Below are 16,722 nucleotides of genomic sequence, written 5' to 3' on the forward strand. Positions count from 1 at the left end.
TCAGCCACGCACCTAGAGCCGATACCGTACACACGCCAAAATCTTATCCGCTAGCGGATATGACGCCACTCCATGTGATTTTCCTGTATCAATAATCAAAATAGAAGATACAACGATGACTACAATGTCGAACGCCAGAGTCAAATTATTAGCAAGGAAAATCGCCAAAAAAATAGGGTTAAGCTCTTTCTCTCACTCCGACTCTCCGATGGGTTTTTAAGGTGTGTGGGAGCTAGATAGTGAGTACCCAAAACAACGCTTGCTTACAAGATTGAGGATATCAAATGAAGACAATGTCAAATAAGGGATCCGTCCCGGGAGAACAGACGCCCAAACTCAGTACGAACAGGACAGAGACATTGGGAATGTCGTTAAGGTGGTTCCTGCCCATCGCCCTGGCCATCATCGCTCTATCCTTCTGGGTCGCACCGCCACAAGGAATGATGAGTGGCTTCGCCATCACAATGGCGATCGGCGGCGTGCTCATGCTGCTGGGAAATACCATTCCCGGGCTCAACCGTATCGGCGGTGGCGTCATCCTTGCCATCCTCATGCCCGCAGTGCTTTTCAAATACGGTCTCATCCCTGAACACGTGGCAACGGTCGTCGGCGATTTCTATCGCCTTTCCTCCTTCGGCGAGTTCATCGTTGCGGCACTGATCGTGGGCAGCATCCTGGGTATGGACCGGTCACTTCTGATGGCCGCCGGATCCCGGATCATCCTGCCGATCATCGGCACCATCGTCCTGTGTTTCGCGATCTTCGGCGTCATCGGCCAGCTCACCGGCTACGGCGTCGGTCGCATGATGTTCTATGTCGTCGGTCCTGTCCTCGGCGGGGGGATCGCCGCGGGCGCGATGCCGATCTCCGAGCTGATCGCGGCCAACACCGACCAGACGGCCGAAGCCGCTCTCACTCAACTCGTGCCCGCCGTCGTCGTCGCCAACCTGGTCTGTATCGGCGCCGCCGGAACTCTCGCCTGGGTGGGCCGCAAACGCCCGAACCTGTTCCGCAATTTCAATGGTGAAGGCAATCTCACGAACGTCAAGGCCGGCTTTGCCAAGATCCCTGTGGGCCAGAAGGTCGATCCCTCGGATGCTGTGCGCAGCACCGTCATCGGACTCTTCCTCGCCGGCTTTCTGCTCATGCTCGCGAATACGCTCTCGAGCCTGATGCCAGCCGTTCACGGCTACGTCTTCCTCATCCTGATCTGCGCACTATGGAAGATCTTTCTTCCCATGCCCGAGTTCCTCGTTCAGAGTGTCGACATGTGGTTCCGCCTCGTGGCAAGTGCATTCATCCCGGCAGTCATCGTGGCAGTCAGCTTCGTGGCCATCGACATCGACCAGATCCTTACCCTGATCAACGATCCCATCTACATGATCTCGACCATTGCCGTGGTCATCGTGGCCCTTCTCGCGGCAGGATTCATCGGCTGGCTCGTGCGATTGAACTTCATCGAATCATCGATCTCCGCCGGTCTTGGGCTCGCTGATATCGGCTCCAGCGGCGACCTCGCCGTCCTCAGTGCAGCCAACCGAATCGAACTGCTGCCATTTCTCTCCATCTCATCGCGAATCGGCGGCGGCCTCGTGGTGTTGACACTATCGGCCCTGGCGCCATTCTTCCTCTAACCAGGGATGTTCACGAGACATGTCAAGAGACCTGTAATGACCGGCGGTTTCTACACAGGTCAGGCTGCTAAAGCGCATGCGCTTGCATGAGCCTCGGGTGTCTTCATGCCCAGCGCCCGATGAGGGCGCTGGGTATTTGTAAAACTGGACACAGTCCCCGATCATGCGCATTGCATGCTGCAACGTCTCGAAGCGATGGCAATGCGCTCACTGCTCCTCCTGGATGATCTCATCGCCGAGGCCGATTTCCGCTTGGCGGTCAACGCTCGATCTTGTCGTTCATCTCTATGCTCACGGGTATCTCCTTTCTGGATAATACCCTGAGCAGGAATTCACTGAGTTTACTGAGTCATTACAGCTGGCCGATGGCGGCCACCCTGGTTCGATCCCACCGACCCCGGTGAGAGACGGGCACGACTTGACGGAGCCCTATCTCATTTCCCGGCGATGATTCCCAATGTCCTGGAGCGCGTTACGTAAACGGCGCCAATAGACAACATTAAGACAACACACCTCGCTGAACCCCCATTCCAGAATGTCGCTCTAACCGACATCGTGACCCGGCCGCGAGACGGTGGGTTGCTGTCCCTTGTTCGCAAGCCGCATGGAATGGTGGAAACATGGAGCCGTCGAAGACGCCCAGGCAACGACCTGACCGGCAGGATGCCGATTCTGTTACCGACAAGGTCTTCAAGACGCTGTCGATACTCGCCGCACTGGTGCTGGTGTTCGTGATCGGCGCCTTTTCGGTTGTCACCGAAATCTTCCCCGGGCCGCAGATACAGCATGCCTATCAGGCCGGGCAGGCGCTCTACCATCAGGCTACCGATTACAGCGATGTCTACAAGGGCGATATCTGGCGCACGCAGCGCACCGACGCCAAGGGCGTTACGCAGTATGACCCCCGGCTCGCCCGCAACGGATTGACGCTCTACACCACCGGCACCGAGCCGGCCGCCTATCTCATCGACATGAACGGCAAGGTGGTTCACGAATGGCGCAAGCCATACAGCGAGGCGTGGCCGGACGGAGAGGGCGTGCCCAATCCGCGTCCCGACGAGTTCATTCACTTCCGCAACGCCCAGGTGCAGCCCAACGGCGACCTGATCGCGCTCTACGAAGGCAACGGCGACACGCCTTACGGCTACGGGCTGGTCAAGCTGGACAAGGATTCCAACGTGATCTGGCGCTATGCCGGCCGCGCTCACCATCAGTTTGCCGTTGCGCCGGATGGCAAAATCTATGCGCTGATCCATGGCATCTTCGACGACGAGATCGAAGGGCTGGACTATCTCGAACCGCCGCGGCTCGAGGACTCGCTCGTGGTGCTGTCGCCGGAGGGCGAGGAGCTCCAGCGCACCCGGCTGTTGCCGGCCCTGCATGACTCGCCGTTCAGCGAGCTGCTGGACAACGTTCCGGGCATCATGCTCAACGATCCCATCCACGCCAATGCCGTCGACTACCTGACGGCCGACAAGGCCCGCAACTTCCCGTTCGGTAACGAGGGCGATCTGCTGCTCTCCTTCCGCGAGACCAGCTCGATCGCGGTCTTCGACCCGCGCTCAGGCAAGATTACCTGGGCGACGCGGGGGCCGTGGATTCGGCAGCACGATCCGGACGTGCTGCCCAGCGGCGATATCGTGATGTTCGACAATCGCGGCCATTACCACACGCCGGAAGGCGAATCCCGGATTCTGGAATTCGATCCGCGTACCCTGCAGATCACCTGGCAATATGCCGGCACCGCGGAGCACCCGCTGGAGAGCGAGATCCGCGGCGACCAGCACCGGCTGGACAACGGCAATACCTTGATCAGCGAATCGGACGGCGGTCGCCTGGTCGAAGTGACGCGCGAGGGGGATATCGTCTGGGAGTATCTCGTACCGACGCGTGGCGGGCCCAATGACGACATGATTCCGATCATCGGCTGGTCGCAGCGGCTCGATCCCGGTCAGTTCTATGACGGTTTCAGGCAATCCCTCGATCTCGATGACACGGATCAACCCGATTCGCCTGATTCATCCGATTCACCCGACAGCCTCGAGGACGGCGGTAACGCTTCCACGACTCGAACTACCGCCCCCTAGCCGGAGGGCGTTCTGAATACTCGCTGTCTCGCAATCCGGAAGATTGAGACGTTCCCGCCGCCATGTCGTCATCGGCATGGCGGCTTTAGTTAACCTCTCTGATTGTTTGAAGTTAACAGGTTGCCGTGGCACCATTCAGTCAACTTTATTAATAGAAAAGGTTGACCACTGTCATGGCAATGACCTCCTCTCGAACCGGGAATGTCTCCCTGCGTCATGACTGGCAGCGCGAAGAGATCCAGGCGCTGCTGGAACGCCCGTTCAACGATCTGCTGTTCCAGGCGCAAGGCGTGCATCGCCAGCATTTCGATCCCAACGCGGTACAGATCTCCACGCTGCTCTCGATCAAGACCGGCGCCTGCCCGGAAGACTGCAAGTACTGTCCGCAATCCGGCCACTACAACACCGGGCTGGAGCGCGAGAAGCTGTTGCAGGTCGAAGCGGTGCTGGAAGAGGCGCGCAAGGCCAGGGCAGTCGGCGCCAGCCGTTTCTGCATGGGCGCGGCGTGGAAGCATCCGAGCGCGAAAGACATGCCGCTGGTGCTGGAAATGGTGCGCGGCGTGCGGGCGATGGGGCTCGAAACCTGCATGACACTGGGCATGCTGAGTCGGGAGCAGGCCGAGCAACTGAAGGAAGCCGGGCTCGATTACTACAACCACAACCTGGATACCTCGCCGGAGTACTACGGCGAGATCATCACCACCCGCACCTACGCCAATCGTCTGGAGACCCTGGACCACGTCCGTCAGTCCGGCATGAAGATCTGCAGTGGCGGCATCCTCGGCATGGGCGAGAGCGTCAACGACCGGGCGGGGCTGCTGCAGCAACTGGCCAACCTGCCTGAACACCCCGAGAGCGTGCCGATCAACATGTTGATCCGGATCCAGGGCACGCCGCTCGAGCATGTCGAGGATCTCGACCCCATCGAGTTCATTCGCACCATTGCCGTGGCGCGCATCCTGATGCCGCGCTCCCACGTGCGTCTGGCCGCCGGGCGCGAGCTGATGAGCGACGAGACCCAGGCGCTGGCATTCTTCGCCGGGGCCAACTCGATCTTCTACGGCGAGCGCCTGCTGACCGCGCAGAACCCCCAGGCGACCCGTGATCAACGGCTTTTCGAGCGCCTCGGCCTGCACCCCGAGCAGCGCGAAGACGCCGATGACGCCGCCCACGAAGCGGCCATTCAGGAGCGCATGACAAGGGCTCGGCTGGATGCGATGGTCACGGATGCTAACGCCTCGTCCACGGCCCGGGTCCGCGCATGACGGCAGCGTCACAGTACGTTGAGCAGGGCGATGCACGGGACGATTCGCTGAAGCGCGTGCTGGCGGCGCGCCTGGCACGTCAGCATGCGCTCCAGCGTTATCGCCGCAGAAGCACGACGGCCGGGAAGGGGCCGCACTTCCTGCGCCAAGGACAGCGCTACCTGACGTTCTGCAGCAACGACTATCTGGGGCTGGCCGGCGATCCCCGGCTGGCGGAGGCGCTGGCCGAAGGCGCCCGGCGTTTCGGCACCGGCGGCGGGGCATCGCACCTGGTCTGCGGCCACAGCGAGGCTCATGAATCTCTGGAAGCGAGACTGGCCGCGCTGACAGGGCAGCCTCGGGCGCTGCTGTTCTCCAGCGGCTACCAGGCCAACCTGGGCGTCATCTCGACGCTGCTCGGACGGGGCGATGTGGCACTCCACGACCGGCTCAATCACGCCTCGTTGCTGGACGCGACCCGGCTGGCCGGCGCCAGTCTGGTGCGATTCGCCCATCGGGATGCCGTCGATTGCGGCGAGCGGCTGTCCTCTCTCGATACTGCGCGGCGAACTCTGGTCGTCACCGATGGCGTCTTCAGCATGGATGGCGATGTCGCCGATCTGCCCGCTCTGGCGGCTCGGTGCGAGCGCCACCGCGCCTGGTTGATGGTCGACGATGCCCACGGCCTCGGCGTGCTGGGCACGGATGGCGGCGGCACGTGGCAGGCACAGAGCCTCGAGCCGGGCAGGATTGCCGCCAGCGTCGGAACGCTGGGCAAGGCGCTCGGCACCCAGGGCGCGTTCGTCGCCGGCAGCGAGACCTTGATCGAGGCGCTGATCCAGTTCGCCCGCCCCTACATCTACACCACCAGTCTCTCCCCGGCGCTAGCGTGGGCCACGCTGACCAGTCTGGACATCGTCCGCGACGAGCCGGAGCGGCGGGCTCATCTTTCCACGTTGATCGAGCGCTTCCGTCACGAGGCGGCCGGCCTCGCCGAACTGGATCTGCATCTGGCGCCTTCCATCACGCCCATTCAGCCACTGATCGTCGGGCCGAGCTGGAGTGTGCCGGGCAGCGGCGGGCAGGGCGGCAACGAAGCCGCGGCGCTCGCCCTGGCGGCGGCACTCGACAGCGCCGGCATCTGGTGCAGCGCCATCCGCCCGCCCACCGTACCGGCCGGCACGTCGCGACTGCGCTTCACGCTCTCGGCGGCTCATACACTCGAGGAAGTCGACCGGTTGATCAGCGTGCTGTTCGATACCGCCCGTCGGCTGTGGTCGGCAAGGGAGACATTGACGGAGGGAACGTCGACCAGAGAGGCATCGACATGAACGAGCAGACACTGCTGTTGCTGCCGGGCTGGGCGCTCGGGCCCGCACCGCTGGCGCCGTTGGCCGACGCCCTGCGTCGGCGGCTGCCCCCGTGCTACCGGGTCGAGTGCATCAACTATCCCGCATTGACCAGTCACCGGCCCGAAAGCTGGGTCGCGGCGCTCGATCATGAACTGCCCCAGGATGCCTGGCTGGCCGGTTGGTCACTTGGCGGCATGCTCGCCACGTCGCTGGCGCAGTGGCGCGGGCGTCGCGCACGGGGGTTGATCACGCTGGGGGCCAACGCCAGTTTCGTTGCCCGTCCGGGCTGGCCGACGGCGCTGAGCGGGGGAGCCCTGAAGGACTTCCAGCGTGGGTTGCAGGCTTCCCCCACGCGTACGCTTCGGCGATTCGCGCAGTTGAGCGCGCAGGGCGGACAGGATACCCGCCGGCTGGGGCGCGAGCTGGTGGCGGCGCTGGCGTCGACGCCGCTGGATCACGCCCTGGCCGGGTTGGAAGTGTTATCCGCGCTGGATCTGCGCGACGTGCCGGGCACGCTGAAGATCCCGCAACTGCATCTCTTCGGCGATAGCGATGCCCTGGTGCCGGCGGCGGCATGCCAGGCCATCGCCGAACGGCTGCCCGAGGGAGGACGTACGGCGTCGATCGCGCATGCCGGCCACGCCTTCCCGCTGGAGCAGGCCGAACGGACCGCTGCGCTCATGGCGGACTTCCTGCTCTCGTCCGATGGCTCGCGACAAGAGGCGGCGCCATGAACGGCCTGGATCGCGTCGAACGGCACGCCGCGCCAGCCGGCGTGGTCGCGGAGACACCAGCGTCGCGGTGCCGGCTGCGAAGGATCGCCGACGGCTTTTCCCGTGCCGCGCACGCCTACGACGACGGCGCCGAGTTGCAGCGCGAGGTGGCCGACCGTCTGTTGGTGCGGCTGCCGGCGCTCGGGCGCTTGCGGACCGTCGTCGATATCGGTTGCGGTACGGGGTATCTGATCTCTCGCCTGGACGGACGTCACGCCGGGCTCGCGATCGGGCTGGATATCGCGCCCGGCATGTTGCAGGCAGCGCGCCGTCGCCACGCCGCGCGGCCAATCCAGTGGCTCGTCGGCAGCGCGGAGCGACTGCCATTGGCCGATGACAGCGCCGGCCTGCTGGTTTCCAGTCTGGCGGTGCAGTGGTGCGAGTCGCTGGAAGCATTCCTGGCCGAGGCCGGCCGCGTGCTGCGCCCCGGCGGCTGGCTCGCCTTCACCACGCTGTGCGAAGGAACGCTGGCGGAACTGCGTGCGGCGGGGCAGCGACTCGATGGCACACCCCTCGGCAACGCCTTCCTGCCCGAAGCGCGCCTGACGGAGCTCCTCGAGGCGCCTGACTGGCAGCTGCACGAGCTGGATCTGGCGACGCGCAAGACGCATCACGCCACACCGATCGACGCGCTGCGGGCATTGAAGCGGATCGGCGCCAGCACGCTGACCGATCCGGCTGCCGATCATGGCGGGCTGGCGGGGCGACGCCGTATCGTCGAGCTGGGTCGGAGGCTGGAAACCTGGCGGGAAGCCGAGGGCATTCCGACCCGCTATCGGGTCGCCACGGTATTGCTGCAGCGCAGTGAGAGGGAGGGGAGATGACGGCCTGCTTCGTGACCGGCACCGACACCGATGCCGGCAAGACCGTGATTACCGCAGGGCTGCTGCTCGCGGCCAGGCGCCGCGGACTGACCGTGGCGGGCGGCAAGCCGGTGGCCTCCGGCTGCGAGCGAACCCCGCTCGGGTTGCGCAACGCCGATGCGCTCGCCATTCAGGCCCAGTGCCATCCCGCGTTGCCCTACGATGCGATCAACCCGTTCGCCTTCGAGCCGGCCATCGCCCCGCACATCGCCGCTGGCGAGGCGGGCATCCCGCTGACGCTGGCATCTCTCGAGCGCTCCATGCAGAGGCTGCTGGCGCGGGATGCCGATCTTACCCTGATCGAGGGGGCCGGCGGCTGGCGCGTACCGCTCAACGAGCGGGAGTCGTTGTCGGACCTCGCGATCGCGCTCGCCCTGCCCGTGGTGCTGGTGGTCGGCGTGCAGCTCGGCGCCATCAATCATGCCCGGCTGACGCTGGAGGCGATTCGTGGCGACGGCCTGACGGTGGCGGGGTGGGTCGCCAACGGCATCGACCCCGAGCTACCACGCCGCCGGCAGAACCTGGATGCCCTCGCCGGATGGCTGGGCGAGCAGGGCGGCGTTCCATGCCTCGGCGTCGTGCCCTGGCTGCCGTCGCCATCCGCCGAACGCGTGGCGGACTTTCTAGATATCGATCCTCTTTTGTAAACGCCAAAAGCCGTTGTAAACGCCTTTGCAAAAGCCGTTATAAACACCCTCCAAGGGAACCCGTCGAATGACCCGCAATAGTCAATGGATGCAGCGTGACCTGGCCAGCCTGTGGCACCCGTGTACCCAGATGAAGGACCACGAAACGCTTCCCGTCGTACCGATCCGCCGCGGCAAGGGCGTGTGGCTGGAGGATTTCGAAGGCCAGCGCTATCTCGATATCGTCAGCTCCTGGTGGGTCAACGTGTTCGGGCACGCCAACGAGCGCATCAACGCGCGCATCAAGCAGCAGCTCGACGAACTCGAGCACGTGATCCTGTCGGGATTCACCCACCAGCCGGTGATCGAGCTCTCCGAACGGCTGGGTCAACTGGCGCCCGCCGGGCTGGGGCACTGCTTCTACGCCGACAACGGCTCCTCCGCCGTCGAGATCGCGCTCAAGATGAGCTACCACTACTGGCGCAACGTCGGTCGTCCCGAAAAGCGGCGATTCCTGACCATCACCAACGGCTACCACGGCGAGACGCTGGGCGCGCTATCGGTCGGCGACGTGGCGCTTTATACCGACACCTACCGCTCGTTGCTGCTGGACGTGATCAAGGTGCCGGCACCGGACGGCTTCGGCCTGCCGCGAGAGCAGTGGGCCGAGCAGGCGAGGGGAGCCTTCGCGCACATGGAAGCGGCGCTGGCGCGTCATGCCCACGAGCTGGCGGCGGTCATCGTCGAACCCCTGATCCAGTGTGCCGGCGGCATGCGCATGTACCCGCCGGAATACCTGACCTGGCTGCGCGAGGCCTGCGATCGTCACGGCGTCCAGTTGATCTTCGACGAGATTGCCGTCGGATTCGGCCGCACCGGGACGCTGTTCGCCAGCGAGCAGGCCGGCGTGCGCCCGGATTTCCTGTGCCTCTCCAAGGCGCTGACCGGCGGCTACCTGCCGCTGTCGGTGGTGATGACGACCGACGAGGTCTACGCCGCGTTCTACGACGACTACTCGACGCTGAGAGCCTTCCTGCACTCCCACAGCTACACCGGCAATCCGCTGGCCTGCGCCGCCGCCCTGGCGACGCTGGATATCTTCGAGCAGGACGACGTGATCGCCGCCAACCGCGACAAGGCGGCGCTGATGGGACGCCTCGCCGAGCCGCTGCGAGAGCACCCTCACGTTGGTGACGTGCGCCAGACCGGCATGGTGCTCGCGATCGAGATGGTGGCGGACAAGGCCAGCCTGACGCCCTACGACTTTCGCGAGCGTCGCGGGTTGCGCGTCTATCGGCACGCGCTGTCACGCGGCGTGATGCTGCGGCCGCTGGGCAACGTGATCTACTGGATGCCGCCTTACGTGATCACCCCGGGAGAACTGGAACGGGTCGCAACGGTGACGCGGGAAGGGCTGGAACGGGCAACGGCCGATTAAAAATGTGAAATTCCGCTATCTTCCTGTCGACGAAAGTCGAATAGAGGAAGGGCTGCCAGTCGGTGTCCGGCCAGCCTCGCATCGATGCCAGTACCAGACTCCGTCATTCTCAAGATGATGAATTGGTAAGTGTTTTCGTGGTCCGGTCGATTACGCTGCAGGATGACTGATTTTCCGGCGAACGATTAACGCGCGCTGGAACCGTTACCGTCATACGTCATACATGACTACAGGACGCGTCGAAAAGCACGATTCCGGGTAGAAGCCTTACCGTGCTGGCGGCTAAGTGCTGATTGTTGCCATGCCTCGATTTCTCACATAGTGGATTCGCCAAGGAGGTCATATCTTCTCGTAGATGGCGTTAAAACGCTCGTTTTGACCCGTGAAATCGAAACACGAGACACCGTGGCTTCCGGACATTCCTCAATCCCGACCTGTGGAGATCGTCATGTCTCTTTATCAGCGCGATATCGATTCGATAAACCGATTGTGCCTGGAGCAGAACGGCAGATGGAGCAATATCAACCCGGAGAACGTGGCCCGGATGCGAGCGCAGAATCGCTTCCGAACCGGACTCGATATTGCCCGTTACACGGCATCCATCATGCGTCGCGACATGCAGGCTTACGATGAAGACCCGTCACGCTACACCCAGTCGCTCGGCTGCTGGCATGGCTTCATCGGCCAGCAGAAGCTGATCTCGATCAAGAAGCACCACGGCACGACTCAGGGGCGATATCTGTACCTTTCCGGCTGGATGATCGCTGCCATGCGCTCCGAGTTCGGCCCGCTTCCCGATCAGTCGATGCATGAAAAGACCTCCGTTCCGGCCCTGATCGAAGAGCTCTACACCTTTCTGCGCCAGGCAGATGCCAGGGAGCTGACGACCCTGTTTCGGGAACTGGATAGCGCCAGAAAGCAGGGCAACGAAGTGATGGCACGCAGCGTGATCGACAGAATCGACAACTTCGAAACGCACATCGTGCCGATCATTGCCGACATCGATGCCGGATTCGGCAACGAAGAAGCCACCTACCTGCTGGCGAAGAAGATGATCGAGGCCGGCGCCTGCTGTATCCAGTTGGAGAACCAGGTATCGGACGCCAAGCAGTGCGGTCACCAGGATGGCAAGGTCACCGTTCCCCACGAGGATTTCGTGGCGAAGATCAACGCCGTTCGTCACGCATTCCTGGAACTCGGGGTGGACGGGGGGGTGATCGTCGCGCGTACCGATTCGCTGGGCGCCGGTCTGACGCAGAAGCTGCCGGTCAGCAAGGAGCCGGGCGATCTCGCCTCCCGGTACAACAGCTTCCTCTGTACCGTGCCGATCTGCGCGGTTAAGGACATCAACGAGGGCGACACCCTCATCAAGCTCGATGACGACTTGCGCAAACCGCTACGGCTCGCCAACGGTCTCTACCGCTTCCGCCCGGACACCGGCGAGGACCGGGTCGTGCTGGACTGCGTCAATGCCCTGCAGAATGGCGCGGACCTGCTGTGGATCGAGACCGAGAAGCCCCACATCGGCCAGATCGCCGGCATGGTCGAGCGTATTCGCGAAGTCGTGCCGAACGCCAAGCTGGTCTACAACAACTCGCCCTCGTTCAACTGGACGCTCAACTTCCGTCAGCAGGTCTACGATCGCTGGATAGAGGAAGGGCGGGATCTCTCCGGTATCGAACGCAGCCAGTTGATGAGCGCGGCGTACGACGACTCCGAGCTGGCGCAGGAAGCAGACCGCCGGATCCAGTCATTCCAGCGCGACGCCGCCCGAGAAGCCGGGGTATTCCACCACCTGATCACGCTGCCGACCTACCACACGGCGGCGCTCTCCACCGACGAGCTCGCCGAGGGCTACTTCGGTGACGCCGGCATGCTGGCCTACGTTGCCGGCGTGCAGCGCCGCGAAATTCGGCGCGGGTTGGCCACGGTCAAGCACCAGGACATGGCCGGCTCCAACATCGGCGACGACCACAAGGAGTACTTCTCCGGCGCAGCCGCGCTCAAGGCCGGCGGCGGGCTCAACACCATGAATCAGTTCGGTTGAGCGCTATCGGCGATCGAGCGGAAACTCGAGAACCAGGGCGGGCCATTCCTCGGTAGAGGCGTGGCCCGCTTCTCGTTGAAGGCATGACCCATTTCTCGTCGAAGTTATGACCCGCTCTCGAGAGGCTCCCTCGCCTTCGAAATGTTGCCGAGTCGTTTTCCTTCCGCAGTAACACGTTACGAAGCCAGCGGGGCGGTTGTCGTACCATCGTTTTGGCCAGCGTATCGTTTTGACCAGCGTATCGCCTTCGAACGGTCGCTCGTGAATAGCGGCGTTCGAACGACGGCAGGATCAGGGAGCGGCGCTGAACGACAACGCTGAACGACAACAAGGCCTTCGCGTCGCCACGCGGCCAAAGGAGCGTGCATGCCAGGTTTCGTGGATGAAGTCGGCCAGGGTGTCGTCAGGGGATGGTATGTTGCCGATGGTCGGCAGCCGCGCGCTTGCCAGAGCGTGGTCATCTCCGTCAACGGCGAAGAACGGTTCTGCGCGTTGTGTCAGGACGCGCGACCCGATGTGGTCGAGGCGGGCATCACGCGTGAAGGTAACGTTGGTTTCCTGGCGCCGCTCGCGTTGCAGGTCGGGGATCTCGTTCGCGTCAGAACGCTGGAAAGCGGCCAGCTATTGGGAGGCGGCCTGGCCGTCGTGATGCCACCCGGTGGCGAGGATGGCTTTCTGACTGCCCGGGCCAGCGCCGAACTCCCCGCCTTTCGGCCTCTTCTGCAGCCGCTACGGCCCCATCTGATCATCAACGCGTTTCGGCCCTTGTTCGGCCACCGGGGCAAGCTTTCGGCACTCTGTATCGATACGCCGGCGGGGCGTCGCGTGGTTCATGCCCAGCGCCCGGTTCGAAATGCGCTCTGGCTCGAACGTCTTCACCGCCGGGTGCTCGAACCCAGCGGCATTGCCGCGCCGTCGCTGGAAGCGGTGCTCGTCCACGGAGAGACCGCCAGCCTGGTCGTCGAGCATATCGAAGGCCAGGCACTGGATGGCTTCACCGGTGACAACGAGCAGGCGTTTCGCGACACGCTCGCCGCGGCCCTGCGGTTGCCGTCCGTTCGCTGGGTCACCGGCATGGGAGGCGACCGGCGCGGGAGAAGGGCGTTCGGAAAGCTGATCAGCGGCGTCTGCCTGGCCGCGCTGAAACGGCAGCACTGGCGGGAGCTACGGCTACTGCTGGGCATGGCCCGCGCCGTTCACCGGCTGCCGCGGGTATTCTCCCACGGCGACCTTCACCCCCAGAACGTACTGATCGAATCGCGGACGGGTCGGCCAGTGTTCATCGACTGGGATCACGCCGACAGGCTGCCGGTCGGATTCGACCTTTCCCGCCTGCTGATGAGCGTCCCCCCGGTCCTGGCGGAGCGCTGGATCGATGAATCGCCGGAAGCCGGCATGGGCCGAGGGACTCAAGCTTCCCGGGCGTGCCGGCTGGGGTGGCTGATCATGACCTACTTCGCCCATTCCCAACGCAACCCTGATTTTCATGCCTCCGAAGAAGCCGCCTATCTGCGCCAGCGCTTTATCGGTCTGTCCGGGGCTTGTCAGCAAGCGGGGTCGATATCGTACGCACCATGACTACCTTTCGCTAATCGATGATTACTTTGTCAGAGATTTGCCATAGCGAATCAGCCATAAGAAATGTTACTTTTTGCATAAAAGTAACGTTTCGTAATCGCTAGGCTTTCAATGTGGCGCGGGCTTCCTCGCACCCGTGCATTACAGCCCCTTACGTTTCGTAGAAAAAGCCCGCTGGTCTCTATTGCGAACGGCATACAATATGCCTAGAGCTGGTCGCATCCAGTTTTGCCCGTTGGGCCGATTTCCAGAGTGGTAATTTTGCATCTACAAGCAGGCCAATCAGAGCATTTAGGGTAGAAAATCGATATGGGTATGGATGCCTGGTTGAGCATCGCGACGGTCGTGGCCGTATTGGGCACGCTCGTTTTTACACGAATCGCGCCGGACGCCATTCTGGTCGGCGCAATGGCGTTTCTGATCTTTACTGATGTGCTCTCGCCGCAAGAGGCCCTGGCCGGCTTCGCCAACACCGGTGTGATGACCATCGCGGCGCTTTACGTGGTCGCTGCCGCATTGAAGGAAACCGGCGCGATCAAGTGGATCGCCGGGCTGCTTCTCGGTCAGCCCTCCACGTTGCGCCGGGCGCAGTGGCGGGTGATGCTGCCCGCTTCGATCCTGAGCGCATTCATGAACAACACCACCGTCGTGGCGATGTTCATCCCCGCCATTCAGGATTGGTCGAACCGCCTGCGTCTGTCACCTTCCAAACTCCTGCTGCCACTGAGCTATATCTCCATCCTCGGCGGCACCTGCACCCTGATCGGCACCAGCACCAACCTGGTCGTCGATGGCCTGCTGCAGAGCCGCCAGGGGATCTCGCTGGGCATGTTCGAACTGACCTGGATCGGCCTCCCGATTCTTCTTGTGGGCGGCGGGTTCATCCTGCTCTTCGGCAAGTGGCTGCTGCCCCAGCGCGATGGCACCAGCGCCCAACTGGACCAGATCCGCGAATACAGCGTCGAAGTAATCGTCGAGCCCAAGGGGCCGTTGGTAGGCAAGACCATCGCGGACGCCGGGCTGCGTAACCTGCAGTTTGGCTATCTGGCCGATATCGAGCGAGACGATCAACTGCTGACGGCCGTGCCGCCGGATACCCGATTGCAGGATGGCGATACGCTGGTCTTCATCGGCGCGCCGGAGTGCGCTCGGGAACTGCGTGAGGTCCGCGGGCTGAGCCCCGCCAACGGTAATGTGCAGAAGCTGCCGGTGGCACAGCATCGGCGCTGCCTGGTCGAAGCGGTGGTCAGCCCGGATTTCACCGGCATCGGGCGGTCGGTGCGTGAGTCGCGATTCCGCTCCCGGTTTCAGGCCGTCATTCTCTCGATCTCTCGCCATGGCCGGCGCCTGAACGGCAAGGTCGGGGATATCGAGCTCCAGGTTGGCGATACCCTGCTGCTGGAGACGGGGCAGGAGTTCGTCGAACAGTATCGCTACCGGAAGGATTTCCTGCTGGTCAGCCAGCTCAACGACTCGACACCGCCGAACTTTCAGAAAGCGCCGCTCTCGCTGGGCATTCTCGGCGTGATGGTCATGCTCAGCGCGACCAACCTGGTCTCGATTCTGGAAGCCGCCTTCTTGGCCGCCGGAGCACTGCTGATGACCGGCTGCCTGACCATGGGCAAGGCACGGCGTTACATCGACCTATCCGTTCTCATCGTGATTGCTGCGTCGTTTTCCCTGGGCGCGGCGATGACCCAATCCGGCGCTGCACAGACCATCGCCGAACTGGTGGTCGGGCATATCGATTCGCCCTGGCTGGCGCTGGCGTTCGTCTACCTGATGACGGTGCTGTTCACCGAGATGATCACCAACAACGCCGCGGCGGTACTGATGTTTCCCATCGGGCTGGCGGTGTCGCAGCAACTGGGCGTGGACTTCATGCCGTTCGTGATCGCTATCACCATCGCGGCCTCCGCCAGTTTCATGACCGCACTGGGCTACCAGACCAACCTGATGGTGATGGGGCCGGGCGGCTACCAGATGCATGACTATCTCAAGCTGGGTATGCCGCTGAGCTTGATTGTGGGCGCGGTCACTATTCTGCTCATACCGCTGATATGGCCTTTTTAATGCTTTCTTGCTGCGATCAGGTTTGGCTGAGTGGGGCGTTTCGGCATGTGCCATGGTCGCTTGGGGCGCCGGCCGTAAAGTTTTCATCGAGTGGCTCCTTGGCAGATAGGCTCGAGCACCAGAACGACAAAGGAATGAAATGAAAATCGATGAAGCCGTTAGGCTTGAATTGTTGTCAGGCGTAGTTGAGGCGGGAAAGCGCATGCTGGACATCTACGCGCAGGATTTCAGCGTCGAAACCAAGGCCGACGACAGTCCGCTCACCCAGGCGGACATGGCCTCCCATCGAGCGCTGACCGAGCTGCTCCAACGCTTGACGCCAGAGATCCCGATACTCTCCGAAGAGAGCGAAGAGATCACCTACGAGACGCGCCGGCAGTGGTCGAGTTATTGGCTCATCGATCCGCTGGATGGCACCAAGGAGTTCATCAAGAAAAACGGCGAGTTCACGCTCAACGTGGCCCTGGTCGAGAACGGTGTTCCCGTGCTGGGGATCGTCCATGCGCCGGTACTGGAAACGACCTGGTGGGGCGATGCCGATCTGGGGGCATTCAAGATCACCGCCGAAGGGGAGCGGCAGATCGGGGTGCGGGAACTGCCCGCTGCGGGCGACCAGCCCTGGCTGATCGTCGGCAGCCGTTCCCATGGCGCGGAATCGTTCGAAGCCTTCTGCGCCCAGTTGCCGGCTCACGAACGCGTTTCCATGGGCAGCTCGCTCAAGCTATGCCTGGTTGCCGAAGGCGCCGCCGATCTCTACCCGCGCCTGGCCCCCACCTGCGAATGGGACACCGCCGCCGCCCAGGCCGTCGTCACCGCCGCCGGAGGCGAAGTGCTGAACGCCGAAACGCTCGAGCCGCTTCGCTGCAACCAGCAGGAAAGCACCCTCAACCCGTTTTTTATCGTCTGTGGGCAGCGTGACTCCCGTTGGCGCGATGCGCTGAGTTCGGCGCTTCGCGCCTGACGCTGTAAGTGGAAACAGCTTTAAGCCATAAGCTCTAAGCTGTAAG

Annotated in this window: 12 protein-coding genes; all 12 read left to right on the forward strand. The window is 62.9% G+C overall.

What is annotated here, in order from left to right; translation table 11 throughout:
• Positions 1-365: 365 nt before the first annotated feature.
• The 12 genes from DOM32_RS09175 (at position 366) to cysQ (ending at position 16,676) form a co-directional block, all read left to right on the forward strand.
• Positions 366-1,634 (forward strand): 2-hydroxycarboxylate transporter family protein, encoded by a 1,269-nt coding sequence (locus DOM32_RS09175; RefSeq protein WP_244179870.1) that lies wholly within the window; start codon positions 366-368, stop codon positions 1,632-1,634.
• A 620-nt stretch (positions 1,635-2,254) separates the two neighbouring features.
• Entirely contained in the window at positions 2,255-3,721 is a 1,467-nt protein-coding gene (locus tag DOM32_RS09180; protein ID WP_110633630.1) for an arylsulfotransferase family protein, read from the forward strand.
• Between the two features lie 179 nt (positions 3,722-3,900).
• Positions 3,901-4,986, forward strand: coding sequence for a biotin synthase BioB (gene bioB, locus DOM32_RS09185; RefSeq protein WP_110633633.1), 1,086 nt, complete (start codon positions 3,901-3,903; stop codon positions 4,984-4,986).
• On the forward strand, positions 4,983-6,296 hold the full coding sequence (gene bioF / locus DOM32_RS09190; RefSeq protein ID WP_420876620.1) for an 8-amino-7-oxononanoate synthase: 1,314 nt from the start codon (positions 4,983-4,985) through the stop codon (positions 6,294-6,296). The genes bioB and bioF overlap by 4 nt, the downstream gene beginning before the upstream one ends.
• A complete protein-coding gene (locus DOM32_RS17770; RefSeq protein ID WP_157957058.1) occupies positions 6,293-7,051 on the forward strand; it encodes an alpha/beta fold hydrolase in 759 nt (252 codons plus the stop codon). Before bioF ends, DOM32_RS17770 begins: the two co-directional genes overlap by 4 nt.
• On the forward strand, positions 7,048-7,914 hold the full coding sequence (locus tag DOM32_RS09195) for a methyltransferase domain-containing protein (protein ID WP_157957059.1): 867 nt from the start codon (positions 7,048-7,050) through the stop codon (positions 7,912-7,914). Before DOM32_RS17770 ends, DOM32_RS09195 begins: the two co-directional genes overlap by 4 nt.
• The gene (bioD, locus tag DOM32_RS09200; protein WP_110633640.1) at positions 7,911-8,600 is read left to right on the forward strand and encodes a dethiobiotin synthase; all 690 of its coding nucleotides are present in this window, start codon (positions 7,911-7,913) and stop codon (positions 8,598-8,600) included. Before DOM32_RS09195 ends, bioD begins: the two co-directional genes overlap by 4 nt.
• Positions 8,601-8,667: 67 nt before the next feature.
• Entirely contained in the window at positions 8,668-10,017 is a 1,350-nt protein-coding gene (locus DOM32_RS09205; RefSeq protein WP_110633644.1) for an adenosylmethionine--8-amino-7-oxononanoate transaminase, read from the forward strand.
• Between the two features lie 448 nt (positions 10,018-10,465).
• A complete protein-coding gene (locus DOM32_RS09210; RefSeq protein WP_110633647.1) occupies positions 10,466-12,064 on the forward strand; it encodes an isocitrate lyase in 1,599 nt (532 codons plus the stop codon).
• Positions 12,065-12,430: 366 nt separating this feature from the next.
• The gene (locus DOM32_RS09215) at positions 12,431-13,642 is read left to right on the forward strand and encodes a phosphotransferase (RefSeq protein ID WP_110633650.1); all 1,212 of its coding nucleotides are present in this window, start codon (positions 12,431-12,433) and stop codon (positions 13,640-13,642) included.
• Between the two features lie 315 nt (positions 13,643-13,957).
• Complete coding sequence (locus DOM32_RS09220; protein ID WP_338095115.1) at positions 13,958-15,715, forward strand: SLC13 family permease; 1,758 nt, start codon at positions 13,958-13,960, stop codon at positions 15,713-15,715.
• Between the two features lie 139 nt (positions 15,716-15,854).
• A complete protein-coding gene (cysQ, locus tag DOM32_RS09225) occupies positions 15,855-16,676 on the forward strand; it encodes a 3'(2'),5'-bisphosphate nucleotidase CysQ (protein WP_110633656.1) in 822 nt (273 codons plus the stop codon).
• Positions 16,677-16,722 lie beyond the last annotated feature (46 nt).

The sequence above is a fragment of the Salinicola salarius genome (genome assembly GCF_003206135.1).
GTDB lineage: Bacteria > Pseudomonadota > Gammaproteobacteria > Pseudomonadales > Halomonadaceae > Salinicola > Salinicola salarius.